Raw genomic sequence first — 23,602 nt, 5'->3', positions numbered from 1 at the left:
TCCTCCTCTTATAGGCCTTTAGTTGTTAGTTTTAAATGTTGGATTAATACACCATCAATTGAAGCAGAACCCAAGTTATTTAAAGGGCTAATGTTGGACAATGCTGGAGCTTGATTGGCAGTTGGAATCACATAGCCAGTTGTGCCATTACTGCTACCAATTAAATCATTAACTACGGCATTTCTTGAAGTTAGCCATGGAATAGCAGCATTGCTCCAATCACGATTGGAGGTTGTTCCGTACATTGGAGTTGAACCTGATGTACTCGTACATCCTAGTGCACCAGAGCACTTTGGAGCATCGGCTGGTTTTGGTGTTGGATTTGTAATAACCCAAGCACCAGTTCCTTTGTTATATTCCCACTGATATAAATACCCAACAGTAGTATAATCACAGTTCGAATTAAACAAACCACAACTATAGGTTTGATTCCATGTTTGAGTATTTTGTTGTCTTTGTTTAAAACGTACTTCTGTCATGGTGGCAGATGTAGTACCAGACACTGAGTTGGTCAATGACACTAAACTACCAGCTGAAGTTCCAGAAACTTGTGTTCCAGTTGAAATTAAGCGTCCAAAGGAAACCCCAATAGCTCCTTCACCAGTATTTGCTAACAAGGTTTTTCCATTATCAGGGCTATAAACTGTGCCGATCGAGATACTACTGTGCGTTGGATTAACACAAGAATAAACGTTACAAGTAGAACCTTTGTAAGACGTGTCAGCACCAGTATAATCTGTATAAATCTGTTTATATATTTCAGGTTTATTCGCAATTCGTGCAATTTCAATACTAAAGTTTTTACCGTCTGAGCCTAAAACCAATGGTTGATATAAATTACCTAATACTAAATTAATATTTGGATTATAAAGATACAATCCTTCACTATCAGCAAACTTTGGTGCTACAGCACCTGTAGAGTCAAATGCTGGTGTATATAAATTATTTGAAGCATTCGGAGAATCTGAAGTTTCTCGAGTACTAAAACGCAATACTTTACTCGTGTCATTAAATGCAATTCGTGTTTTATTCGATGTTTTTGTATCTGTTCGGGTTCGATTTTCTACATAGTAACGGCATCCACGCGAGGTACTGAAACTTCCTGTTCCACTGTTACCACAATCTCCAGTACTACTTGTACTTAAAGTTGAGTTTGCACCTGCATGTACCGTTTGCCACCCGTTATTACTGCTTGTTGCATATGTTTGCGTTTGACTCGTAACATTTTCAGTGACAATACTTGTATTTTTACTATCACCTGTATTTAAGCGAACTAAGCCAGACATTCCTAAAGTATTGTTATAAAAAGGACTCATTCCACCAGCAGAAGTCGCCCCACCTAAGGTCTGAAACAGGCTAATCTGGCTACCGTTTAGACTGAAACCGTTTAAAATCCCTTGTAAGCGTAATCTGTTAGCACGGGTTGTATCAATACTTGTTCCAATCAATCCATTACTATTGCCATATTGAAATTGGGCTAGAGAGCCATTCGTTGTAGCGACAACATTTGGATTTCGTACAAATGCATCAGCCCATAGACCCAGTTTTAAATTATATGCATCTGCTCCCTCTGCTCCATCAATTGTTGGTTGATAAAGAGGAGCCTCTAAAGATAAATACGTGACAGGATAAAGAGAACTATCGGTAGTACTAAAATTAGGAACATTGGTAGCAGTCTTCACTTTGAATATCCATGGATTGGCACCCGTACCCCAACTCGAAATCGCTGCTGCGGCTGAGGTGTTAGCAATACGTGAATTTGCGTCACCATCCGATTTAGATAATGCTAAGCCATACAGAAAGATATCCGCTTTACCAACTGCACGGTCTTCTGATCCGACACTACCATTACCACTCGTATCAGCTGCAGCAACACTCAAAGGCCCAACAGGCACATAGTTAATGTAACCCGTATCTTTACTACGATCGGTAATAATTTGATTTACAGATTCATTTGGGCCAGCACCACGAAACACCATAAATGCATTTTGAGGTAATATCGCAATACCTTCACCCGTAGTTTCACTTAAACCAGCATCTGAAAGCTCTTCAAGAGCAAAACTAGACTGACTTAAAAAAAGTCCAATTAAACTTGCTAAAACGGTTTTTTGAAAACATACCGTATAATTAAGTGTAGTCATCTTGACCTTCCTGTTTTATACGATGCTGTGCACCATATTTCTTTTTCTTTAACAGTCCTTAAAGCAAGATAGAATTATTTCCTTTTCATCTTGCAAGGTGCAACCATTTAAAATTGCCAACCTTTCCACATTTCTATTATGCTGAATATTTACTCAAATGCAAAATTAAATGAACAAAAATGCATTTTTCCGATGAATGAAAAATTGTCCAATTACTTAAATTAATCAACAGAATTTTAAAGAACCGTAACAGTTAGCTGAAAAACTCTGTTTTTGTAATACAACATTAGTTAACCCCATTGAAGCTGGCGTTTTTCCTGTTAAATCAACAGTTCCAATTGGAAGATTACCTAAAAGTAGACAATTATATGCAAGTGCTCCACATGGAACAGGATTATTATTTAGGTATGAGCTGACTTGCCCTAAAGCATCATTAATAGTGGCTAAAGCAATATCAACATTCCCTGTAGGAGTAATTTGACCAATATCAATTGGATTTGTGAGTTCTAACCACCATCCTGTTTGAGCAGTCGATGCTGCCTCTGGCCACAAAATATTTACACCTTGTACAGATAAGTAACCAGCAGATCCATTTAATTGCGCAGCATGGAAATAACCCAGACTTTGTTTAATTGCTACATTTACATCTAAATTATTTACTGTTCCTGTTACATTGCCAGAAATCGCAACTGGAAGACCTAGTACTGATGCAGTTGCATCTAAAGTTCCTGTAACTGAAATTCCTCCGACCCTTGCAGTTGCATTTAAATTAGCCGTATTAATACGCTTACCCGTAATAATCTGCTGCCCCATTGATAATGTTCCTGTACCAGCACCTAAGTTTAGATTATAAGAATTCGATGTAAACGGAACTGTATATAGATTACCTAGAACTTGCGCTCGTCCAGTAATTGGTGTGCCTGTCTCATCTTGGGTAATACCATAGTAAGGATTCGTAGTTACGGTCCCCCCTGTTGGTTTAGTTACCATATATCCACTTAATGAATTAATACCAGTGGAAGAATCACCATTTTCTAAACCAAAAGTAAGTAAGCCCGAAAGTGACTTAGCACTTAATCGAAAACCTTGAATCTCACGAGTAGAAGCTGAATCTGGATTTTTAACAGCGAACTCTAAAAAGGGATTGGTAATAACAGCAGAAGACGAAGCACGTTCAGTACTCGTACTATCTACAGTACCACCACTTAAGCTCAGATAATCAATATCAATATCACAAGCACCCGCTCCATTTACACCACCGCAACCTAACTGTAATCTTCTAATGTTGGCATTAATTTCTAATTGAGCATCTAGCGCAAGTCGATAAAAACCCATATTTCCATTTGAACTTGAGTTGCTTGCAGAATCTGTAGGTGCAATATAAGACATACCCATTAAGGCTTGCCCACGAGTTGCGGATAGTTCCGAATCTGACATAGGCACTAATGTAGAAGCAGCATAAGCTGAAGAAAAGCATAAGCTTCCGAGTGTCAAAAGTGCTACTCGAAGAGACGTAAACTGTCGCATGGCCGACCTCCGTATCCGTGGGGGCATAATCCTGTTTAATTTCTTTTTATTTGGCCTGTCTGAATTTAGTAGATATCTAAACAATTACTGCTAAAAAGACAACCTATATCCGATATATTTGTTTTTCAATACTGTGATGCAGAACAAAAAAACAAATCAATTATTGACCATATTATATTATTTTGTACAAAAGGAAACTGTCATTTATCACTATTCCGATAAACGCATCTCATGTAAATTTTATTCATAAAATTGGGCCACCTGAGCGACCCATTATTTTAAAACTCTTCTTTATCTAAGATAAATTATGTTTTAGGAAGTGTAACACCTGTTTGACCTTGGTATTTACCACCACGATCTTTATAAGATGTTTCACAGACTTCATCACTTTCAAAGAATAGCATCTGTGCTACACCTTCCCCTGCATAAATACGGGCAGGTAAATTAGTGGTGTTTGAAAATTCTAAAGTTACGTGACCTTCCCATTCAGGTTCTAGTGGAGTCACATTCACAATGATACCGCAACGAGCATAAGTCGACTTACCTAGACATACGGTCAACACATTACGAGGAATACGGAAATATTCAATCGTACGCGCTAGAGCAAATGAGTTTGGCGGAATAATACAAACATCAGACTCAATATCGATAAAACTTTTGTCATCAAAATTCTTTGGATCGACAATTGCAGAATGTACGTTAGTAAAAACCTTGAATTCACGGGCACAGCGTACATCATAGCCATAGCTAGAGACCCCGTATGAGATCAACTTTTCACCATTTTCATCAAAACGGACTTGATTCTCTGCATAAGGTTCAATCATGCCGTGTTTTTCGCTCATTTCGCGAATCCAACGATCAGACTTAATAGCCATGTATTTTCTATCCAAAAGGTAATTTCATTGATTTCGACGTACTTTAACTTAAAAAAGCAATTATGAAAACAACGCAAAGCTACTCAAACAAATAAGAATAGCTCAGCGGTACCTTTAAAGGCTCAGTAAAGCAGAATAGCTAATAGGAATTGAAAAGCTGACTAAAACGAGTGAAGCTGTTTTTTGCAAATTAGTCTGATTTAGCCATGCAACTTTCTTAGAAGCTAAAAGTGATCCTAAGAAAATCCAGAATAAGGCAATTGGCGTAATAAGCGCTAAGTAAGCCATCATATGAATTAAATAAATGTGAAAATCACTCCATGCGGCCACAGGGAAAATTGCCGAAGCAAAGAGCAAGGCTTTAGGATTCAATAAGGTTGCACAAAATAATTCACGAGTACGGATCGTAGGCTGATTTAATTCAATTTCTTGATTTGCCGTATGCCATAACTTAATGGCTAAGAAAATAATATAGCAAGCACTCAACAGCTTAAGAATAGGCGGTAGCAATGGCAATGTGGTGGACACTTTCCCAATCAGCATTCCCCATGCAGAAATAGAGATCACGTAACCCAAAACTTCTGCCGGAATAAGTTTTACTGACTTCCGCAGTCCTACTTGCACGCCTGAAGAAGCGAGTAAAGTATTAGTTGGACCAGGTGTTAGTAAAATTGTGGCTACTAAGCCAATAAAAAGCCATGAAATCATTGAATGACCTCATAATATAGTCATCTCAGATTAATAGATATCCTGACACATGGCAAAAGGTAATTGTAAGACAAAATTTTTAAAATCATTTTAAAAGTTAAAATAAAAACATTAAAAACATATATTTATAAAATTACCATAAAAAGTGATAAAGAAAACTTTACGGTCAGTTGTTATGCTTTTCAAATAATTTCGTACTTAAATAACATAAGTATTTTTATTTTAAGTCTATTTTTCCATCAAAAGCCTTTATAATAAAAAATATATAGTGATGGTAAGTTTAAATTTTAAGCTTTTAATAAGTTTCAATTCATATATTGTTTCTGATTTTTTTATTTAGAGCACCGCGCTCTACTACCTTAATGATTATGGCAAAGCACTTTTTTCAATCTTGGCTTCCCTCACCCGAGAAAGTTTCAAATATGAAATTTCTAAGGATTTTTGGTAAAAAGACCCTGAATCCTGTGCTTTGGTATGTCAATCGAAAATCAATTACCCGAGCTGTTTTTGTTGGAACCTTTTTTGGTTTACTGCCTATCCCTTTTCACAGCGTATTTATTGTGATGGCAGTCTTACTATTTGAAGTAAATTTACCAATTAGCTTAATGCTAGCTTGGCTAAGTAATCCACTTACTTTGGTTCCTATTCTATATATTGGTTTTTGGTTTGGTGCACATATTTTTCATGTGCATATGATCAACAAAGAAATGCTGCTGGGTGTATTGCACCAGATTTCCCGCTGGATTACTCATTTCGGCCATGGGCACATTGATTTTAGTCTTGCGAAAATTTTAATGACAGGTCTTGTTGTAGAAGCTTTCGTATTTGCTGTCATTTTATATTTATCTACAGAAATTTTCTGGCGTTGGATGGTCATTAAAAACTGGAAAAGTAGACATCGCCATAAAAAGCAAGAAGAAGAAGTTTTATAAAGACTCCGATCTTCTTGCTTAGTTTTAAATTATTATTTTGGTAGTTTTGATTTCATATACTCTTCAGCCACATTGAGTACATACTCTTGGCAAGCCTCTCCTGTACCTGGGTCATAAGCTCCATTATTCGTAATATTATTAGATAAGATTCGAATTCCTAAAAAAGGAACATTAAACTGGCTGGCAATTTGTGCAACAGATGCTGCTTCCATTTCCTCGACTGAAGTGCCATAGCGTTGATGGAAGAATTGAATACGATCAAGCTCATTATTCCAGACATCTGCTGAACCAATCGTTCCCTCAACCACCTCGCCTTTGTCATAACGGACTTTATGTGCCGCCATTAATAACTCTTGGTCACCTTCAAATTTACGAATCGCAATAGGTTCTGGGTCAGACTCCTTTGTTGGCAAAACATCAAAAGCCTCAACCCATGTGAGTGAGTTTGAACCACCACCTACTGGCTGCTTTGGTGTTCTAAATGCACCAATATTGGTTGCGTATTTTCCTAAGACAATATCGTAAACGTGTAGATCTGGGTCATGCCCGCCTGATGTTCCCTGATTAATAATTGCGATTGGCTTATAACGTTCAATGGCTAAAGCAGTTGCCGCAGCCGAGTTACTCATACCCATACGGGTTTTAGAAATAATCATTGGATAACCATTATAGGTACCCTTCCAGAATGTCCACCCACCAATGGTTTCAACAGTCTTATTCTCTAATTTTGAAGCCATTCTTTCCGACTCTACAGGCAAAGCACCCTGAATAATAATCGGCTGTAATTTCTGTTTTTGCTCCTGAACTGTAGGTGTTTGTGAAACAGAAGAGTCGTCATTATTGCATCCGACTAAAAATAAGGCGCTACATAAACTGATTACGCCAAAAGCACATTTAAATTGCATTTTTTACCCTTTCTTTTTAAAAAGTGTAAAGTAGCAATCTATATGCCAATTTCAAGTTTAGCTTTGTTATTAAGATTCAGTGGTTTAATTTTTTATTTTAACCAGATAATAAAAAACCCGACTTGCAGTCGGGTTTAAATAAATCAGAAGATACGTTTGTCATCACGTGTACGTTGAGGAATTTTTTCAATCTGTTCCCACATCGCCTTAGCAATATCAATATAACTATCAGCTGCATCATCCATTGCTACAACACTAGGTTTACCCTGATCAGCATGCTCACGGATCTGAGCATTTAGAGGCAAGCGGCCTAACAGTGGAATATGGTACTGTTCAGAGAGCTTGTCACCACCGCCAATACCAAAAATTTGCTCCTCATGACCACAGTTAGAGCAAATATGGGTCGACATATTTTCAACGACGCCTAATACAGGAATTCCAACTTTATTAAATAATTCGATACCCTTAGTAGCATCTAATAAAGCAACATTTTGTGGCGTAGTCACAATGATTGAACCAGTAACGGGGATACGCTGCGCAAGCGTGAGTTGAATATCACCAGTACCAGGTGGCATATCAATCATCAATACATCTAAATCAGGCCAAAGGGTCTGATTAAATAATTGCATTAAAGCACCCGTTGCCTTCGGTCCACGCCACGCGACAGGTGTGTTGTTATCACCAGTTAAATGTCCAATCGATAACACCGCCATGCCATAAGCATCTAAAGGCACAAAATTTTCACTTTCAATAAGAGGAGTTTTGCCAGCATTTCCCAGCATAGTCGGAATACTTGGGCCATAAATGTCCGCATCCAACACTCCAACTTTAAGCCCCATTTTTTGCAAGGCAAGTGCTAAATTGACAGTAGTTGTCGATTTACCAACGCCACCCTTACCTGACGAAACTAAAATAACATGCTTAATGCGAGGATGAAGTGGAACATCTCTTTGTTGCGGAGCTGCTTTTTGGATAGGCGGATTATTCGGATCTGGTTCTGATTTAGGTGAAGCATCAAGCACAGGAGGTAAGTTCGAACTTTCTTGTGCAGGGCGCTTTTGTTGAACCACATGTAGATTTAGTTCTTCAATACCACACTTTTCTAAAGCCCCAGCCAAATCATCATGAATTTGCTGCAAGTGCTCTTTTTCATCAGGAAATGTATTAATGGTGAGTTGTAATACTCGACCTTGAACTTGAAGCTGACTAATGCGCTCTTTTAAAGCATCTTTTGAATGCGGTAGTAAATAATTTTGGAGTACCGTTTGGATTTCATCTTCTTTCACTTCTTGTGCGGGTGAAAAAACAGACTTTAATGAAGAAAGCCAAGACATATTGTTTACTCCAAAAACAGATCATTACAGCTTAATGGAGATAGTGTAACAGTATTGATCCGCACTCGCTCACCTTAGGATGAGGAATTGCTAATTTTCAAGCTTCCATCTTTAGGTAAGGAGTGCAGATTTTAGTTTAAATAAACTTATTCATCAGAATCATGGTGCTTCAATTTATTTAACTTATCTGTTGCTGTTTTCTTCAACTCATCAAATTTCGCCGTTGCTTGCGTTTTTAACTCATCAAATTTTGTTGCAGCCTCATCTTTTAACTCTACTGCTTTGGCTTTGGCGTCATCAAGTTTATGACCCGCTTCTGTACGTAAATGATCGAACTTATCTTGCAAGGTATGCTGAGCATCCTCAAGTTTGCCTTTCAAATCATTTGCTTTATCTTCAACTGCCTCTTTGCCAGCAGCTTGTTTATCTTTTACATTTTCCTTTAAATCATCCAAAGCTTTTTCACCTTGAACTTTTGCATCTGCCACTTTGGCCTTTAACTCATCTACTTTATCTTCAACAGCTTCTTTACCAGCAGCTTGTTTATCTTTTACGTTTTCCTTTAAATCTTCCAAAGCTTTTTCACCTTGTACTTTTGCATCTGCCGCTTTTGCCTTTAATTCATCTAATTTATTTTCAGTAGTCATCGTTGTTATCCTCGTAGTTAATTAAAAAAATTACCTGAATAAGTTATTAGTTATACATCGTTATGGCTTATTTTCTGACCGTAACTGCAATTTGAAACAAAGACAATACAGGAAGATTCAAATATTTTTTGATTTGTTTATCTGTTCTAAAGAGAAACGCTCTCTGACCAAAACCCATTTTTATAGAAACCTCTTGCACCAAGCCAAAGATTATTAATCTTTGCTTATCTCCCTGCATCAGTTAAAATCTTCCACCTTATAAATACGAATGAGAGAATGAAATCCGTGCGTAAAATTTTAGTCACTAATGCCCTCCCTTATGCTAATGGTCCAATTCATATGGGTCATTTACTCGGTTACATCCAGGCAGATATCTGGGTTCGTGCCATGCGAGCAATGGGTCATGATGTGACTTATGTATGTGCGGATGATGCTCACGGTACAGCAATTATGCTACGTGCCGAAGCAAATGGTATTAGCCCAGAAGAGCAAATTGCGAATGTTCAAAAAGAACACATCCGTGATTTTGACGGTTTTGGCGTACATTTCGATCATTACGATTCAACTCATAGCGATGCGAACAAAGCCCGCTCAACAGATATCTATATTAAAAACCGTGAAGCTGGAAATATTGCAGTTCGCCCTGTAACTCAATTATTTGACCCAGAAAAAGGCATGTTCTTGTCTGACCGTTTCATTAAAGGTACATGCCCAAAATGTAAATCAGAAGACCAATACGGCGACTCATGTGAAGTTTGTGGTACGACCTATAATGCAACTGAACTACTTAACCCACGTTCAACCTTAAGTGGTGCAACACCAGTTGAAAAATCTTCAGATCACTATTTCTTTAAACTACCGAACTTTGCTGAGTATTTACAGAAATGGACCCGTGATGAAGGTCGATTACCTGTTTCGATTGCAAACAAGCTAGATGAATGGTTTGAGTCGGGTTTAACCGATTGGGATATTTCCCGTGATGCACCTTATTTTGGTTTTGAAATTCCTGATGCACCAAATAAATACTTCTATGTTTGGGTAGATGCGCCAATTGGTTATATGTCGAGTTTTGAAAATTACATCAAAACTAAGCGCCCAGATTTAAGTTTTGATGATTTCTGGAAAAAAGACAGTCAAAACGATGTTTACCATTTCATTGGTAAAGACATTGTTTATTTCCATGCATTGTTCTGGCCTGCAATGTTGGATGGTGCAAACTATCGCACTCCAACGGGTCTTTTTGTAAATGGTTTCTTGACTGTGAACGGACAAAAAATGTCTAAGTCTCGTGGTACTTTCATTAAAGCAGAGACTTATTTACAGCATCTAAACCCAGAATATTTACGTTACTACTTTGCATCTAAACTTTCAGACAAAGTTGAAGACTCTGATTTAAATCTTGATGATTTTATTCAAAAAGTAAATTCTGACTTAGTCGGTAAAGTCGTCAATATTGCTAGTCGTTGCGCTAAATTTATCAACAGTAACTTTAACAATACTTTATCTGCTGAATGTGCAGAATCTGAGTTGGTGCAAAGTTTTATTGATGCAGGTGATTCAATCGCTAGCGCATATGAAGCACGTGAATTCTCAATGGCTATTCGTGAAATTATGGCGCTTGCTGATCGTGCAAACCAATATATTGACGAGAAAAAACCATGGGCACTTGCTAAACAAGAAGGTCAAGAACAACAAGTTCTTGATGTGTGCTCAGTTGGTATCAACTTGTTCCGTCAATTAGCTGTGTACTTAGCTCCAGTTCTTCCAACTTTGGCTGAGCAAGTTCAAGGTTTCTTAAAACTTGAGAGCTTCAATTTCGAATCACGTAAACAAATTCTTGTAAGCCATGAGATTGCACAGTTCCAACCGCTTATGCAACGTGTTGATCCAAAAGCTGTTGCAGCAATGGTGGATGCATCTAAAGAGTCTTTAGGTACTCCTGCTCCAGAAACAACTAAAGTAGCGGCGAAAAAGGACAAAGCTGCCGAGAAAAAAGCGGCTCCTGTTCCAGCAGTTGGTGAAGCAGAAATCATTGGTATTGAAGATTTCTTAAAGGTTGACTTACGTGTTGCTCAGGTCGTTGAAGCAGGCACTGTTGAAGGTTCAGATAAATTACTTCAACTTACTTTAGACGTTGGTGAAGCTGAAACACGTAACGTATTCAGTGGTATTCGTAGCCAATACGCACCAGAAGATTTAAAAGGTAAACTGGTCGTTATGGTTGCTAACCTTGCACCACGTAAAATGCGTTTTGGTATTTCAAACGGAATGGTACTTGCTGCTGGAAATGGTGAAGGTATTTTCATTATTTCACCAGATAGCGGTGCAAAACCAGGCGATAAAGTTTCTTAATCTGCCTTCATAAAAAAAGCTTCCTAAATTGGAAGCTTTTTTTATTTTTAAAATCCGAGTTCTATACGAACATAAATAAGTGAATTTAAATTACGACCACGGCCACCCTTCACAAGGGTTATTAAATAAAACATGTATGTTTCCTAACTCCTCATTTGTTAAATAGCCATTCTTATTTTCATCTAAATAATGAAATAACTCTGTCTGCTTGTTTTCGCCTTGAAAACGGTTATCGGTAGGCCAGTTATAAGGATAAAAATCCTCAACACGTTGAAATTCTTTTAGGCTGTACATTCCATCATGATTTAAATCATATTTTTCCTGAAAAAGCTCCCAATCTAAAGATGCAGGTTCACATGCATTGACCATATTCAAAATACAGTAAGTCGCACATCCTGCAAGTAACTTAATAGTTGGATTGCTCATGATTATTCGCTTGGATATCGGAAATTTTATAATCCTTTTCATGAACTGGAGTACCAACAATACTCATGGTCCGCTCATTTGCTGGTGATTGCTTACTCATCGTTCTCATCTCACATCCTGTAGTTAAGATGAGAAAAACTACAGAAATGCTCACCATTAGTTTTTTCATAACGTGATCCTCATTTCTTTTTGTTTTATTTATTAAGTTACCACTTTTTAAATGTTTAAGTGCTAAAAAAGATATTTCAATTTGTATATATTTTACGCAAAAATAAAGCCAGACTATAAACAGCTGGCTTTGGATTTTTTAGATATTTTAATTAAAGACTTATCATTTGAAGAAAATTAGCTTTAAACCTAATACACTCACAATACTTCCAGCTACTCGGTCAACGCCAGTTTTTGCTTTTAAGTACATTGTTCTAGGCTTCTCTGAAGATAACAGCATTGCCACACATGAATACCATCCCGCATCGATCATAAAACAAATCACTGGCAATGCGACGTAGTAATAATTTGGGATTTCTTTCGGCAGTAAAGCAGTAAATACACTTGCTAATACAACTGCGATTTTTGGATTACTTAACTGAGTAATCAAACCATAACGATATGCCTGTTTATAGGTCATTTTCGATTTGGCATCATTTTCCATTGCAATTGGTTCTTTGGCATGCTTAATAATTTTAAAAGCTAGCCAAAGTAAATAAAGCCCACCACCAATTTTTAAAATTAAATAAGCAGAAGGTACAGCCAATAAAACTGCTTGTAATCCCATAACAGCTAATAGGCCAAACAGAGCCGCACCTGTCCCCGTTCCTAAAGCCGTGAACAAACCATGTTTACGTGATTTAGAAATTGAATTTTGTGCCACATAAATAAAGCTTGGCCCAGGGCTTATTGCTCCAAGCATCAATGCCATCGCAATTGAAAAAAGAGGAATAAGGGACTCAAACATTGTATTGACCTAGCATTACGCAATTGCGCGGTATTCTACCAGCTTTTTATGACGCATATAAAAATGCAGAAAATATAAATGATGAAAATTGAATTTTCATGTTTTTACAATTTATATCTTCACAACGGACAAAAATGTCCGTTAAATATATAACCTTTAAAACTCCCCAATCGATGACATGAGTAAACGTCAAAAAATTGCTGCCCATAATCGGGATGAATTACTCAATGCAGCCGAAGAATGTTTTCGTATTCATGGCATTAATGTTCCCTTACAAGTTGTGATTGACCACGCTGGTGTAGGACGAGCAACGTTCTATCGTAACTTTTGCGATCGCAAAGCTTTAATTAGCGCACTTTTAGAACGCGCGATTACACAGCTAGAGCAAAAAGCAGCTTATTTTCAACAATTCGAAGATGGTTTATTTCGTTTAGTTGAAGGACATATTGGGCAACTTCCCAAGCTCGCAATTTTGCAAGATTTTTGGAGAGTAATTGATCGACAAGACCCAATTATGTTAAAAATCTATGAACGGCGAAATAATGCACTTAATCCACTGATTGAAAAAGCAATAGAACAAAAACTGTGCCGAGCTGATCTAACTGCCGATGACTATGCAATGGTTACTGCAATGTTAGGTTCTTCATTTCAAGGACATGAGCCAGAAGAACAGACTCGCTTAGCAAAACGAGCAATCGAATTACTATTTCATGGTATTCAAATACAAAAATTCGAGGGATAGAATGAGTAAAACGCCTCGTTATTTAGAAACACCACCCGACTGGACACCAGAAGAGCAACCGACTCTACCTGGTTCACCAGCAGCTATTGCACACTCTGTACCTAAGCGATTTATTTACTTTTTTATCGGTTTATTTATCGCTCTTTCGGCAAGCTTAAGTAATGGTTTTATTACGGCAAACTTACCGTTAATCCAAGGTGAATACGGCCTTACCCCTTCCGAAGCTGCTTGGCTGCCTGCGGCCTATGTCATGGCAAATGTCAGCTCAAATCTGATTTTGTTTAAAGCCAGACAACAATATGGCCTGAGAGTATTTTCAGAAATAGGACTCGTTATTTTTATTGCGGTTCTTGTTTTGCATATTTTTGTGCATACCTATGAAATGGCACTATTTGCTCGGGTTGTGGCTGGTTTAGCGGGTGCACCACTAAGCTCTTTAGGTATGTATTACACCATGCAAGCCTTTAAAAAAGCAGACATGGCAAAAGGAATATATATCGCATTCGGCTTTCAGCAACTTGGCGTACCCTTGGCTTGGATTATTTCTCCTTTCCTTGTAAGTACAGACAGTTGGTCTGTTCTTTACACCTTTGAGCTCGGTTTAGCACTTTGTTGTTTAGCCATGGTCGTTTCATTGAAATTACCACGTAGCTTAAGAATTTATGTTTTTGAGAAGCAAGATTTCTTCACCTTTGCGTTACTGGCTCCAGGTTTTGCATGTTTATGTATCGTGCTGACGCAAGGTCCAATTTTATGGTGGTTTAATAGCGAATGGCTTGCCTATATATTAATCGCAGGTTTTAGCTTAGTTGTGCTCGGTTTACTCTACGAACACTATCGCGCCAATCCATTAATTATGACGCGTTGGCTAGGTGCCTCTTCGACCCTACGTTTCATTTTTGGTGCTTTTGCAATACGTCTTTTAATGTCAGAGCAAAGCTATGCTGCTGTTAACTTCTTAAAAACAATGGGAATGGGACCTGATCAATTTGTTCCACTCTATGTTGTGATATTCATAGGGATTTTAAGCGGAACACTTTTTAGTGCGCTTACTTTTTCGCGCGAACGAATTATCTTCCACTTACTTTTTGCAGAGTTTTTGATTCTGGTCGCCTGTGGACTAGATTATCACTTAACCAGTGATGTCCGACCTGTAAATTTCTTCGCAAGTCAGTTTTTAGTCGGCTTCGCAGGTGGTTTATTCATTGGGCCATTACTTCTCATTGGCTTCGCACAAACCTTGGCTAAAGGCCCTTCGTATGTGGTGACTTTTATTGTGTTGTTCTCTGCAACCCAAACCTTCGGTGGTCTTGTAGGGTCTTCTTTCTTCTCGACCTATCAACAACATCGTACGCAGAACTATCAGGCAGAGATCATTAAAGATTTAGAACAAGCAGACCCTCTAGTCGCTCAAAGGCTCTCTACCTATCAACGCAGTGCATCAATCACAACTACTGACCCAGCATTACAAACAGCTCAATCCATGCGCTCACTTAATCAAGTGGTCACTCGTGAAGCCCAAGTGCGAGCCTACAATGACGTTATTGCATTAAACGGTATTTTTGCCGTCGCCCTACTCTTATGGGGTGGATTTAATATTGCACGTAGTAAATATCTACAACGCAGAGGAATTAGCCGTCCTTAACGGCTTTCGTATTTGATGAAATAGAAATTGAGATTGATATATGTCAGATGATCAAAACAAACCAGAGCAAACACCTTCTCAGGCACCTGCCAACGAGCCAACACCTGCACCTGCACCTGCACCTGCACCTGCACCTGCAAGTAAACTGATTCCGACAAAACGCTCAACACTGTTATGGATGTTAGGGGTTCTTATTGTCGGTATTTTAGTGATTTTATGGGCATGGAGAATCGGGCCGTTTGCAACCAGTGTTCAGCAAACTGACAATAGTTATGTCAAAGGTAAAACCACAATTTTATCTTCACAAATTAATGGCTACGTTAAAGACGTATTAGTGAAAGACTTTGACCATGTTAAAAAAGGTCAAGTGCTCATGCATATTGATGCAACCACTTACGATCAAAAAGTAACGCAAGCAGCTTCTGGGGTTGAACAAGCTAAAAATACTTTAGCTAATCAAACTCAATCCATTGCTCAGAAACAAGCTGATATTGTGGCGGCACAAGCCAAAGTGGATCAAGCAAAAGCTCAATATGAGCTCTCTTTAGCACAGCTCAGACGTTATCAACAGTTAGGAAATAGTGGAGCAGCTTCTAAATCCGAACAAGATAAAGCCGCGGCGGATGCAGAAAATAACCTTGCAGCACTTAAACAGGCAGAAGCCAATGTATTAGTTGCAAATGAAGCACTTAAAACAGCACAAGTCGCAGAAGCTGGCTTAGAAGCACAAGTTTCAAGCGCTAAAGCACAGTTAGATCAAGCACAAACCACCAAAGACTATAGCGTTATTGTTGCTCCGATGGATGGCCAACTTGGTGAAGTTAACCCTCGTGTTGGGCAATATGTAGCCGCAGGCTCACAGTTACTCTATTTAATTCCACAACAAACTTGGGTGATTGCCAACTTTAAAGAAACCCAAATTGCCAATATGCGAATTGGACAAAAGGCATGGTTTACAGTCGATGCGATGAAACACAAAAAATTTACAGGGCATGTTGAACAAATTTCACCAGCTGCGGGTTCTGAGTTCAGTGTGTTAAAACCTGACAATGCAACAGGAAACTTTACTAAAGTTGTTCAACGGATTGCTGTACGTATAACCATCGACCCAAATCAGGAAGGAATGGAACATTTACGCCCTGGTATGTCAGTAGTTACTTCTGTCGATACAAATTCGTAAACAGCTTTTTAAAGTTCTATTTAAAAAGTTACAATGTGATCAATCATTATTTTCTCAATTTCTAATGTTTGATCACATTACTCAATCGGTTCCTTATCAACATATTCAACTTCCCTATCCCCTGCATCTCGACATTAAGCGGTTAGATCTAATTCACCCTCAAATCTCGGGGAATAAATTTTTCAAACTAAAATACAATCTACTTGCAGCACAGCAACAAGAATTATCACGCGTTTTGACTTTTGGTGGGGCTTATTCAAATCACATTGCTGCAACTGCGTATGCAGCTCATCTTTTTGGCTTTAAAAGTATTGGAATTATTCGTGGTGAAGAGTTAGCTGGCAAACCTCTTAACCCTACTTTAGAAAAAGCTCAAAGTTTAGGAATGCATCTACATTTTGTCTCGCGCACTGAATATCGTTTGAGAGATGATGCAAACTATCTTCAACGATTACACAATCAATTTCCTGAAACTTTCATTATTCCTGAAGGCGGTTCTAATCAGCTAGCCGTACAAGGTTGTCAGGAAATTCTCAGCCAAAGTGATTTGCAAAACTATGATGTGATTTGCTGTGCAGTCGGAACTGGTGGGACTATTTCAGGGCTGATTGAACGAAGTGCACCACATCAAAAGGTTCTAGGGTTTTCAGCATTAAAAGGCGACTTTCTACTACAAGAGATTCAGCAGTGGACTAAAAAACAGAATTGGTCACTGACAGATGCCTACTGTTGTGGTGGTTATGCTAAAACTTCACCTGAGCTATTCGCATTTATCCAAAATTTTGAAGAACAATACGCTGTACCTCTTGAACCGATCTATACGGGAAAAATGATGTTCGGTCTGTTTGACCTTATCAAAAATAATTACTTCCCTGAAGGAACTCGTATTCTAACAATTCATTCTGGCGGTTTACAGGCTGATATAAGAAACAAGCTAAGCTACTGATTCATTAATTTTTAGGAGATATTGCTCCTCATACCAATAAATGTCTTTAGCATGAGTAAGTGTCGGCATGATAGTATATGCCCCTTTTTAATTTTCAAGATTAATCGAGAATCTCTTATGTCTAACAGTCATGTCGATGTCATTGTCTTAGGTGCAGGTGCTTCTGGACTCATGTTGGCTGCACATGCTGCTAAACGCGGGCGCTCGGTTTTAATTTTAGAAAAAGCCAATAAAATTGGTAAAAAGATTTTAATGTCGGGTGGTGGTAAGTGTAACTTTACTAACCTATATGTAGAACCTGATAACTATATTTCTCATAATCCGCACTTCGTTATTTCTGCCCTGTCACGTTATAGCAACTGGGATTTTATTGGTTTGGTATGTGATTATAAAATTGCCTATGAAGAACGTAAACATGGGCAATTATTTACGCTAAACGGCGCTAAAGAAATTTTAGAAATGCTTGTGAGTGAGTGTAATAAAACTAAAAATGTAGATATTCAAACCCATTGCGAAGTTGGACAAATTACACCCTTGGAAAAAGGTGGGTTTTCACTAAACACCAATCAAGGACATTACACTTGTGATTCTTTAGTGATTGCGACTGGGGGCTTATCGATTCCAACATTAGGCGGTTCTGGTTTTGGCTATGAACTGGCACAAAAATTTGGACATCAGGTTTTCCCAACTCGTGCAGGTTTAGTTCCATTTACTTTTTCAGATCATATTAAAGAAGTCACTACACGCTTAAGCGGTAATGCTTTGGATGTGACGTTAAGCAACTCAAAGAATAGCTTTACTGAAGCATTATTATTTACCCATCGTGGTTTGAGTGGACCAAGTTCTTTACAGCTTTCGAACTATTGGAATTCAGGAGAAAGTTTTAAAATTGACTTTTTCCCAAGCCAAGATTTAGCGACTTATTTAAAAGATAAAAAGAAAACACAGCCTAAAGTTTTATTACGTACTCTTCTTAATGAGTTTACTGCCAAAAGTATTATCCAAGAGTTACAACAACTCATATGGTCAGAGCAGAGCGAAACAGCGATTGGTAATATCAGTGATGTACAGCTAGATCATATTGCCGAGCAGTTACATGGCTTCACAGTTAAACCGTCTGGAACAGAAGGATATCGTACGGCTGAAGTTACTTTAGGCGGAATAGATACAACAGAAGTATCTTCCAAGACTATGGAAAGTAAAAAGCAGAAAGGATTGTTTTTTGTTGGCGAAGTACTCGATGTAACTGGCCATTTAGGAGGTTATAACTTCCAGTGGGCATGGTCTTCTGCTTATGCTGCTGCCCAATACGTATAAGCTAATTTGAGTTTTTCGAACTATTTGATGCGGTCTGTGAATCTTGTGGCTGAGCAGTAGTCTGTTTTGAGCTTTCCGACTTACTAAATACAAATTTATAAGCACTCGCTAAAAAACCTACCGTAATTCCGGCAATGACAATTGGTGCTAAAAAACGACCTGGTTTCTTCATCGTATTTTCCTCACTTATTTGTTTTTATAACGGCCAAAAAAGAACGACCACTCAATATAGAGTGGTCGAACTTATCACAAAAATCAAAGATTTTTTGTACTGTTTATCTGAAATTTAATTCAACTTTCTTAAATTTCATCATTTTCACCTGTAGAACCAAACGGTTTATTCACTGGGGGTTGTGCTGGATTCACCTGTACAGAATCTGCTGGTTTTGCATCAGATGAAACTGTAGATGGCGGAGTCGTTGGCGTAGATGTAGTTGACGCCGAAGTCGTATTATTCGTACTAGACGGTGGTTGATAAAGAGGATTTGGTTGATTCGCTTCTTTTTTAGCTTTATCTAACAAATCAGTTAAAAGTCGTTCTGCTGGTTGGCGACCACCTAAACCGAATGCAAGAGCGAAAGCAACTGCAACTGCGCCTAGAGTCAAACCGAATGCAAGATTAACAATTGAGTCTGCAATACCCATGGCTCTTAAACCAAGCGCAAGTACTAGACCAATAATTAAGACACGAACTAAACTAGCTAACCAACGCGAGCTATTATATTCACCACGTTGCACCACATTCGCCACAACATTTGCGAGCCAGAAGCCAATAACCAAAATAACAGCACCTAACAGAATGTTTGCACCGAAATGGATAAACATTGCGATTAGACCACTGATTTGATCGAAACCAAGACGATCTGCCGCTTCAGATACTGCAAAAAGCATAGTGAAGAATACGATTAGGCAACCGACAGCACTAGAAACTTTAGTTTGACCTAAAAAGCGTTGTACATCTAATTTGGCAGGAATTTCATCAACACCTGTACCCGCAATTAACTCTGCAACCAAACGCCCAACAAAACGAGAAACAATATAAGCAACCAGTAGGATTAAACCTGCCGCAATAATATTTGGAATTGCGCGTAAGATTTCATTCAGCATTGCTGTCGCTGGCTGAGAAATTGTCTCAATCCCTAAAGCTTCGAACGCTACAATCAATGTCGTAATAATAATGATGGCAAAAACAAACGAACCTAAGAATTTGCCTACATTAGAGCTTTTGAAAAGACCAATTTTTTCAGCTTGAGCCTGAACACCTAAGCTATTTACTAAACCTTCAACAATACCGCGTACAATTTTTGCCAAGATATAACCAACAAAAACGATAACGCCAGCAATAAAGATATTTGGTAAGAACGCTACGGCGTCATTTACCATATTTTGAACTGGAATCAGTAAGCCTGTTAATCCTAATATTGAAAGAACAATCGGAAGGAAAAGTAACAATACAAGCCAGTAAAGAATTTCACCGATATTTTGGCTAATTCCACCTACACCCACTTCACTGCTTAATTTATCATCGAGTTGGGTTCTGGATAAAACATTGGTCACCCCTGCTCGCACCAGTCGAGCAACGATCCAACCAATAAAACCCACCACCACAGCAGCAATAATATTTGGAATATAGACGAGTACCTGATTTACCATATTGCTGAACGGGCCACTTACTCCACTAATGTTAAGTACATTGAGAGCTGCGACAACCGCTAAGATTAAAATAAACCAGAATACGACTTTTGAAATAAGGCCTTCTATATTTGGGGCTCGACCAGTGGCTGAAGATAGTTTGGCATTAGTATTTACTTTTTGTAGAAGCTTTTTCACACCTGCCGCTACCAATAAAGCAATTATCCAACCCACTAATAAGATCACTATTGCAGCCAGAATTGGATGAAACTGATCCCAGTAATACATTGCATCAAATTGAGCGCCGCGAGGCCCATCAAAAAATTCATTCATATTGTTATGTCCTCAATTGTTATGTTCTTTTCAGTGTTATCTCTAGGAAACACCATTCGTTGTAAAAAATGACGATGAATGCGGTCTATCTCACATTATGTTTTGAATATTTTCTAATCAACACACTTCTGCATAAATACAACAAATTGATGCAAAAGGTTGCAAAAAAGCCTTCAGGTCTTCACCTAAAGGCTTGATATCAAGATATACTGGTTAAATTATTACCTCTTTTTAACCTATATAGGTCTTTAAATTAGAAGCATTTGAAATGACATGTGGCACAGGCTCATGTTGCATAGCTCCTTCTTCTTTAGGCACGTTGCTATGATCAGCTATCATATAAACTACAAGGGCAAGAAGAAAAAGCCCAACAATAATTAAAATATAAACTGGTAATCTTCTTTTTTTCGCAGTTTCTTCAGGACTCGTCACATGAGGTGGTTTTGAAAAATCATGCATCTTCTTTCCCCTCTTCTATTATCATTAACTTTATATTCATCATAGCAATTTGCTTTGTTGCATTGTGTGAAAAAGCATTATGCGAAGGTGTCTGTGATTGCAAAACTCTACTTTAAAAACAATGAAAATAGTATAAAATTTACACACATTAATTTAGACGATTAAAAATAATTTCTAATTATTTACGAACTTCGTCCGTGTCCCATTTGTAATACAATATGTTTTAGCGCTTACTTTTTAGAAAATAGGCTATAATAAGCCCCCATGTTTTAAAGCTACTCTATTTTATGATGTATCGTCAGCAAAACGTAACTCTTGATCTCGACACTGACGTCACACATCAATGTTATATCCACCAGACAAGAGACGAACATCTCATTGGTATTATTGAATTTAATAAACCAAGTTATGAACTCAAATGGGGTGATCTGGAGTATTTTCGTCGTCGCACTGAAGAATTTTCAGTTATGCCATTTCCTGACTGCATTAACGCCATGATTGTTGATATTCGTAATATCAATATTTTTCTGGACAATGAAGTTCCGATTTTACCTTGGCGTTTACTTGAAGAAGACTGTCCTGTTCGCTTAGTTGTTCCCCAAGATCGTTTGGAACATTATGCAGGCCTTTTTGAACCGACTTGGCTTTCAAGCGATGTAGACAGTGCAATTTCCGAAATTCGTGAATTTATGGATATGTTTGTCCATTAATAAACATATCCATAAAAATAATTTTAAAGTTCTTTTAATTGTCGTTTGTTACCAGTAATTTTCTACTGCAATATTTCCCTCACCTCGACGATTCATCGTCAAACCACGGCGCTTTAAAGCCTCTTTCGTGTCATCTACCATTTCTGGGTTTCCACAAAGCATGACATGGCTTGTTGCAGGGCTCAGTTCTATACCAGCAACTTTTTCTAATTCACCGTTCTCAATCAAAACTGGTAAACGATCATGTAACTGTGCTGATGGATCACGAGTGATAATTGAAATAAATTTAAAACCGACGTGCCCTTCCCCAAAAGTTTCAGCAATCTCTTGAATACGATCGACATAAGCTAATTCAGCTGTGGTACGGACACTGTAGACCAAATTAATCTTTTGATATTTCGACCATGTATCGAAGTCTTGTAGCATCGATAAAAATGGAGCCAAGCCAGTACCCGTTGCCAACAACCATAAATCATGTGGTAAAGGCTGTTGATAGCGAGCTAAAGTAAGATAACCATAAGGTATTTTTTCTAAGTAAAGCTCATCACCTACCTTCAAATGTTGAAGATTTGAGGTAAATGCACCGTCAGGCACTACAATCGAGAAAAATTCTAGCGTTTCATCAAATGGAGAAGACACCACCGAATAGGCACGAACAACAAGTTCTTCTCCAACTTTCAGTCCAATACGTGCAAATTGCCCAGCAGTAAATTTAAAATGTGCAGGGCGAGTCATGGTGAAACTAAAAAGAGTTGGAGTCCAGCGGTGTACAGATAAAACTTTTTCTACGCTAAATTTTTCAATTGACATGATTTCAACGTGGCATGAAATAGTGCGCTCATGTTAGCATGACAGTCGAAATAATGAATACTTTTAAACGTTAAGGCTTTTTAAACATGCGCATGACATTACGCCAGTTGGCTGTTTTTGTAGCCGTCGCTCAAGAAGGAACTGTCACCAAAGCCAGTGATGCGGTCAGACTGACGCAAAGTGCAGCAAGTATGGCTTTAGCCGATTTAGAGGATGGCCTTGGTGCTCCTCTATTTGATCGTTTAGGTAAACGACTACAACTCAATGATCTTGGTCGCTTTCTATTGCCACAAGCACTAGAAATATTAGGTCGCTGTGAAGCTTTTGAGCAAGCTGCAAAAGGTGAGTTACAAAGTATTGACTTACGTATTGGGGCAACTCTAACGATCAGTGATTACCTTATGCCAGATTTAATGGCTAACTTTTTACAGTATCACCCTAAAGCACACTTGCAATTACAGGTGGGCAATACTCGCCAAATGATTGAAGCTGTCAATCAGTTTCAGCTTGATTTAGCATTAATTGAAGGCTCGTGTCACCTCCCTCAACTTCAATGCATTCACTGGCGTGATGATGAGCTTGCAGTATGCTGCTCACCTACCCATCCTCTAGCACGCTTAAATCGACCTTTAACAGCACATGATTTTCATCAAGTTGAATGGATTTTACGTGAAGAAGGTTCGGGAACTCGTGAAGTGTTTGATAATGCTATTTTGCAAGATCTACCAGATGCTAATATTCGCCTCACCCTAGGCCACAATGAAGCAATCTTGAAAATCGTTGCTGGTGGTTTAGGAATGTCTTGTATCTCTAAACTCGCTATTGAACCTTTAATTGAAAAAGAACAATTAGTTATTTTAGAAACGCCATTCTGGCAACTTACTCGCCCACTTTACATGTTGGTACACCGTCAAAAATACCAAGGTCCTGGCCTCAAAGCATTCTTACAATTCTGTGAAGAGCAGGTTTAAGACCTGATCTTCTAGTACCATCTTGAGTTGTTCTCAGATAACTCACCATTCTTTT

Annotated in this window: 23 protein-coding genes; 9 read left to right on the top strand and 14 right to left on the bottom strand. The window is 38.2% G+C overall.

Annotated elements, in window-relative coordinates:
* Positions 1-8 precede the first annotated feature (8 nt).
* The 4 genes from ACPF64_RS08120 to ACPF64_RS08105 all read right to left on the bottom strand — a co-directional run bounded on the left by ACPF64_RS08120 (position 9) and on the right by ACPF64_RS08105 (position 5,251).
* Complete coding sequence (locus ACPF64_RS08120; RefSeq protein WP_426455972.1) at positions 9-2,141, bottom strand: hypothetical protein; 2,133 nt, start codon at positions 2,139-2,141, stop codon at positions 9-11.
* 225 nt (positions 2,142-2,366) lie between these two features.
* Entirely contained in the window at positions 2,367-3,668 is a 1,302-nt protein-coding gene (locus ACPF64_RS08115) for a hypothetical protein (RefSeq protein WP_198077904.1), read from the bottom strand.
* A gap of 305 nt (positions 3,669-3,973) precedes the next feature.
* On the bottom strand, positions 3,974-4,543 hold the full coding sequence (dcd, locus tag ACPF64_RS08110; protein ID WP_003653416.1) for a dCTP deaminase: 570 nt from the start codon (positions 4,541-4,543) through the stop codon (positions 3,974-3,976).
* 114 nt (positions 4,544-4,657) lie between these two features.
* Positions 4,658-5,251, bottom strand: coding sequence for a LysE family translocator (locus ACPF64_RS08105; protein WP_004641512.1), 594 nt, complete (start codon positions 5,249-5,251; stop codon positions 4,658-4,660).
* Positions 5,252-5,613: 362 nt separating this feature from the next.
* On the opposite strand from ACPF64_RS08105, the gene ACPF64_RS08100 reads away from it, so the two are divergent.
* Positions 5,614-6,183 (top strand): DUF2062 domain-containing protein, encoded by a 570-nt coding sequence (locus tag ACPF64_RS08100; RefSeq protein WP_003653419.1) that lies wholly within the window; start codon positions 5,614-5,616, stop codon positions 6,181-6,183.
* A gap of 32 nt (positions 6,184-6,215) precedes the next feature.
* Here the strand turns inward: ACPF64_RS08100 and ACPF64_RS08095 are convergent, their stop codons facing one another.
* From ACPF64_RS08095 to ACPF64_RS08085, 3 genes are all read right to left on the bottom strand, one after another.
* Entirely contained in the window at positions 6,216-7,088 is an 873-nt protein-coding gene (locus ACPF64_RS08095) for a 5'-methylthioadenosine/S-adenosylhomocysteine nucleosidase (RefSeq protein WP_424609722.1), read from the bottom strand.
* A 143-nt stretch (positions 7,089-7,231) separates the two neighbouring features.
* Complete coding sequence (gene apbC, locus ACPF64_RS08090) at positions 7,232-8,422, bottom strand: iron-sulfur cluster carrier protein ApbC (protein ID WP_003653423.1); 1,191 nt, start codon at positions 8,420-8,422, stop codon at positions 7,232-7,234.
* Between the two features lie 146 nt (positions 8,423-8,568).
* Entirely contained in the window at positions 8,569-9,069 is a 501-nt protein-coding gene (locus ACPF64_RS08085) for a hypothetical protein (RefSeq protein WP_080026400.1), read from the bottom strand.
* A gap of 285 nt (positions 9,070-9,354) precedes the next feature.
* Between ACPF64_RS08085 and metG the strand changes: the two genes are divergently transcribed.
* Entirely contained in the window at positions 9,355-11,421 is a 2,067-nt protein-coding gene (metG, locus tag ACPF64_RS08080; protein ID WP_426455970.1) for a methionine--tRNA ligase, read from the top strand.
* 90 nt (positions 11,422-11,511) lie between these two features.
* Here the strand turns inward: metG and ACPF64_RS08075 are convergent, their stop codons facing one another.
* The 3 genes from ACPF64_RS08075 to ACPF64_RS08065 form a co-directional block, all read right to left on the bottom strand.
* On the bottom strand, positions 11,512-11,847 hold the full coding sequence (locus tag ACPF64_RS08075; protein WP_426455969.1) for a calcium-binding protein: 336 nt from the start codon (positions 11,845-11,847) through the stop codon (positions 11,512-11,514).
* On the bottom strand, positions 11,828-12,016 hold the full coding sequence (locus tag ACPF64_RS08070; RefSeq protein ID WP_045125047.1) for an NF038215 family lipoprotein: 189 nt from the start codon (positions 12,014-12,016) through the stop codon (positions 11,828-11,830). Before ACPF64_RS08070 ends, ACPF64_RS08075 begins: the two co-directional genes overlap by 20 nt.
* Before the next feature lie 162 nt (positions 12,017-12,178).
* Entirely contained in the window at positions 12,179-12,802 is a 624-nt protein-coding gene (locus ACPF64_RS08065) for a LysE family translocator (RefSeq protein WP_003653433.1), read from the bottom strand.
* Between the two features lie 178 nt (positions 12,803-12,980).
* On the opposite strand from ACPF64_RS08065, the gene ACPF64_RS08060 reads away from it, so the two are divergent.
* The 5 genes from ACPF64_RS08060 to ACPF64_RS08040 all read left to right on the top strand — a co-directional run bounded on the left by ACPF64_RS08060 (position 12,981) and on the right by ACPF64_RS08040 (position 18,632).
* Positions 12,981-13,544: a TetR/AcrR family transcriptional regulator gene (locus ACPF64_RS08060; protein WP_426455968.1), complete on the top strand. Its 564-nt coding sequence runs from the start codon at positions 12,981-12,983 to the stop codon at positions 13,542-13,544.
* Position 13,545: 1 nt separating this feature from the next.
* A complete protein-coding gene (locus ACPF64_RS08055) occupies positions 13,546-15,189 on the top strand; it encodes an MFS transporter (RefSeq protein WP_005048729.1) in 1,644 nt (547 codons plus the stop codon).
* Between the two features lie 40 nt (positions 15,190-15,229).
* Positions 15,230-16,369, top strand: a complete 1,140-nt coding sequence (locus ACPF64_RS08050; protein WP_426455967.1) for an HlyD family secretion protein — start codon at positions 15,230-15,232, stop codon at positions 16,367-16,369.
* A 64-nt stretch (positions 16,370-16,433) separates the two neighbouring features.
* Positions 16,434-17,315: a 1-aminocyclopropane-1-carboxylate deaminase/D-cysteine desulfhydrase gene (locus ACPF64_RS08045; protein ID WP_426455966.1), complete on the top strand. Its 882-nt coding sequence runs from the start codon at positions 16,434-16,436 to the stop codon at positions 17,313-17,315.
* 117 nt (positions 17,316-17,432) lie between these two features.
* Positions 17,433-18,632 (top strand): NAD(P)/FAD-dependent oxidoreductase, encoded by a 1,200-nt coding sequence (locus ACPF64_RS08040; protein ID WP_426455965.1) that lies wholly within the window; start codon positions 17,433-17,435, stop codon positions 18,630-18,632.
* A 1-nt stretch (position 18,633) separates the two neighbouring features.
* On the opposite strand, the gene ACPF64_RS08035 is transcribed toward ACPF64_RS08040, so the two are convergent.
* From ACPF64_RS08035 to ACPF64_RS08025, 3 genes are all read right to left on the bottom strand, one after another.
* Positions 18,634-18,804 carry a hypothetical protein gene (locus ACPF64_RS08035; RefSeq protein ID WP_017392316.1) on the bottom strand — a complete coding sequence of 57 codons (171 nt, stop codon included), beginning with the start codon at positions 18,802-18,804 and terminating at the stop codon, positions 18,634-18,636.
* Positions 18,805-18,932: 128 nt separating this feature from the next.
* Positions 18,933-20,597 carry a mechanosensitive ion channel gene (locus tag ACPF64_RS08030; protein ID WP_426455964.1) on the bottom strand — a complete coding sequence of 555 codons (1,665 nt, stop codon included), beginning with the start codon at positions 20,595-20,597 and terminating at the stop codon, positions 18,933-18,935.
* Between the two features lie 231 nt (positions 20,598-20,828).
* A complete protein-coding gene (locus tag ACPF64_RS08025; protein ID WP_003653450.1) occupies positions 20,829-21,056 on the bottom strand; it encodes a hypothetical protein in 228 nt (75 codons plus the stop codon).
* Between the two features lie 290 nt (positions 21,057-21,346).
* Here ACPF64_RS08025 and ACPF64_RS08020 point away from each other — a divergent pair, with 290 nt between their 5' ends.
* On the top strand, positions 21,347-21,766 hold the full coding sequence (locus ACPF64_RS08020) for a hypothetical protein (RefSeq protein WP_171056780.1): 420 nt from the start codon (positions 21,347-21,349) through the stop codon (positions 21,764-21,766).
* Between the two features lie 48 nt (positions 21,767-21,814).
* Here ACPF64_RS08020 and ACPF64_RS08015 read toward each other — a convergent pair whose 3' ends face one another.
* Positions 21,815-22,576, bottom strand: coding sequence for a ferredoxin--NADP reductase (locus tag ACPF64_RS08015; RefSeq protein WP_426455963.1), 762 nt, complete (start codon positions 22,574-22,576; stop codon positions 21,815-21,817).
* 86 nt (positions 22,577-22,662) lie between these two features.
* On the opposite strand from ACPF64_RS08015, the gene gigC reads away from it, so the two are divergent.
* Entirely contained in the window at positions 22,663-23,547 is an 885-nt protein-coding gene (gigC, locus tag ACPF64_RS08010) for a LysR family transcriptional regulator GigC (protein WP_198497073.1), read from the top strand.
* The last annotated feature ends 55 nt before the right edge of the window (positions 23,548-23,602 follow it).

The sequence above is a fragment of the Acinetobacter sp. KB005 genome, assembly GCF_049949095.1.
GTDB classification, from domain to species: domain Bacteria; phylum Pseudomonadota; class Gammaproteobacteria; order Pseudomonadales; family Moraxellaceae; genus Acinetobacter; species Acinetobacter calcoaceticus.
Note: the sequence above shows the minus strand (reverse complement) of the source record. Positions and strands in the feature narration are given on the sequence as shown.

Excerpts from the sequence above, each read along its gene's own strand:
- ACPF64_RS08120 (WP_426455972.1), bottom strand. The coding sequence starts at position 2,141 with ATGACTACACTTAATTATACGGTATGTTTTCAAAAAACCGTTTTAGCA.
- ACPF64_RS08115 (WP_198077904.1), bottom strand. The coding sequence starts at position 3,668 with ATGCGACAGTTTACGTCTCTTCGAGTAGCACTTTTGACACTCGGAAGC.
- dcd (WP_003653416.1), bottom strand. The coding sequence starts at position 4,543 with ATGGCTATTAAGTCTGATCGTTGGATTCGCGAAATGAGCGAAAAACAC.
- ACPF64_RS08105 (WP_004641512.1), bottom strand. The coding sequence starts at position 5,251 with ATGATTTCATGGCTTTTTATTGGCTTAGTAGCCACAATTTTACTAACA.
- ACPF64_RS08100 (WP_003653419.1), top strand. The coding sequence starts at position 5,614 with ATGATTATGGCAAAGCACTTTTTTCAATCTTGGCTTCCCTCACCCGAG.
- ACPF64_RS08095 (WP_424609722.1), bottom strand. The coding sequence starts at position 7,088 with ATGCAATTTAAATGTGCTTTTGGCGTAATCAGTTTATGTAGCGCCTTA.
- apbC (WP_003653423.1), bottom strand. The coding sequence starts at position 8,422 with ATGTCTTGGCTTTCTTCATTAAAGTCTGTTTTTTCACCCGCACAAGAA.
- ACPF64_RS08085 (WP_080026400.1), bottom strand. The coding sequence starts at position 9,069 with ATGACTACTGAAAATAAATTAGATGAATTAAAGGCAAAAGCGGCAGAT.
- ACPF64_RS08075 (WP_426455969.1), bottom strand. The coding sequence starts at position 11,847 with ATGAGCAATCCAACTATTAAGTTACTTGCAGGATGTGCGACTTACTGT.
- ACPF64_RS08070 (WP_045125047.1), bottom strand. The coding sequence starts at position 12,016 with ATGAAAAAACTAATGGTGAGCATTTCTGTAGTTTTTCTCATCTTAACT.
- ACPF64_RS08065 (WP_003653433.1), bottom strand. The coding sequence starts at position 12,802 with ATGTTTGAGTCCCTTATTCCTCTTTTTTCAATTGCGATGGCATTGATG.
- ACPF64_RS08060 (WP_426455968.1), top strand. The coding sequence starts at position 12,981 with ATGAGTAAACGTCAAAAAATTGCTGCCCATAATCGGGATGAATTACTC.
- ACPF64_RS08055 (WP_005048729.1), top strand. The coding sequence starts at position 13,546 with ATGAGTAAAACGCCTCGTTATTTAGAAACACCACCCGACTGGACACCA.
- ACPF64_RS08050 (WP_426455967.1), top strand. The coding sequence starts at position 15,230 with ATGTCAGATGATCAAAACAAACCAGAGCAAACACCTTCTCAGGCACCT.
- ACPF64_RS08045 (WP_426455966.1), top strand. The coding sequence starts at position 16,434 with ATGTTTGATCACATTACTCAATCGGTTCCTTATCAACATATTCAACTT.
- ACPF64_RS08040 (WP_426455965.1), top strand. The coding sequence starts at position 17,433 with ATGTCTAACAGTCATGTCGATGTCATTGTCTTAGGTGCAGGTGCTTCT.
- ACPF64_RS08035 (WP_017392316.1), bottom strand. The coding sequence starts at position 18,804 with ATGAAGAAACCAGGTCGTTTTTTAGCACCAATTGTCATTGCCGGAATT.
- ACPF64_RS08030 (WP_426455964.1), bottom strand. The coding sequence starts at position 20,597 with ATGAATGAATTTTTTGATGGGCCTCGCGGCGCTCAATTTGATGCAATG.
- ACPF64_RS08025 (WP_003653450.1), bottom strand. The coding sequence starts at position 21,056 with ATGCATGATTTTTCAAAACCACCTCATGTGACGAGTCCTGAAGAAACT.
- ACPF64_RS08020 (WP_171056780.1), top strand. The coding sequence starts at position 21,347 with ATGTATCGTCAGCAAAACGTAACTCTTGATCTCGACACTGACGTCACA.
- ACPF64_RS08015 (WP_426455963.1), bottom strand. The coding sequence starts at position 22,576 with ATGTCAATTGAAAAATTTAGCGTAGAAAAAGTTTTATCTGTACACCGC.
- gigC (WP_198497073.1), top strand. The coding sequence starts at position 22,663 with ATGCGCATGACATTACGCCAGTTGGCTGTTTTTGTAGCCGTCGCTCAA.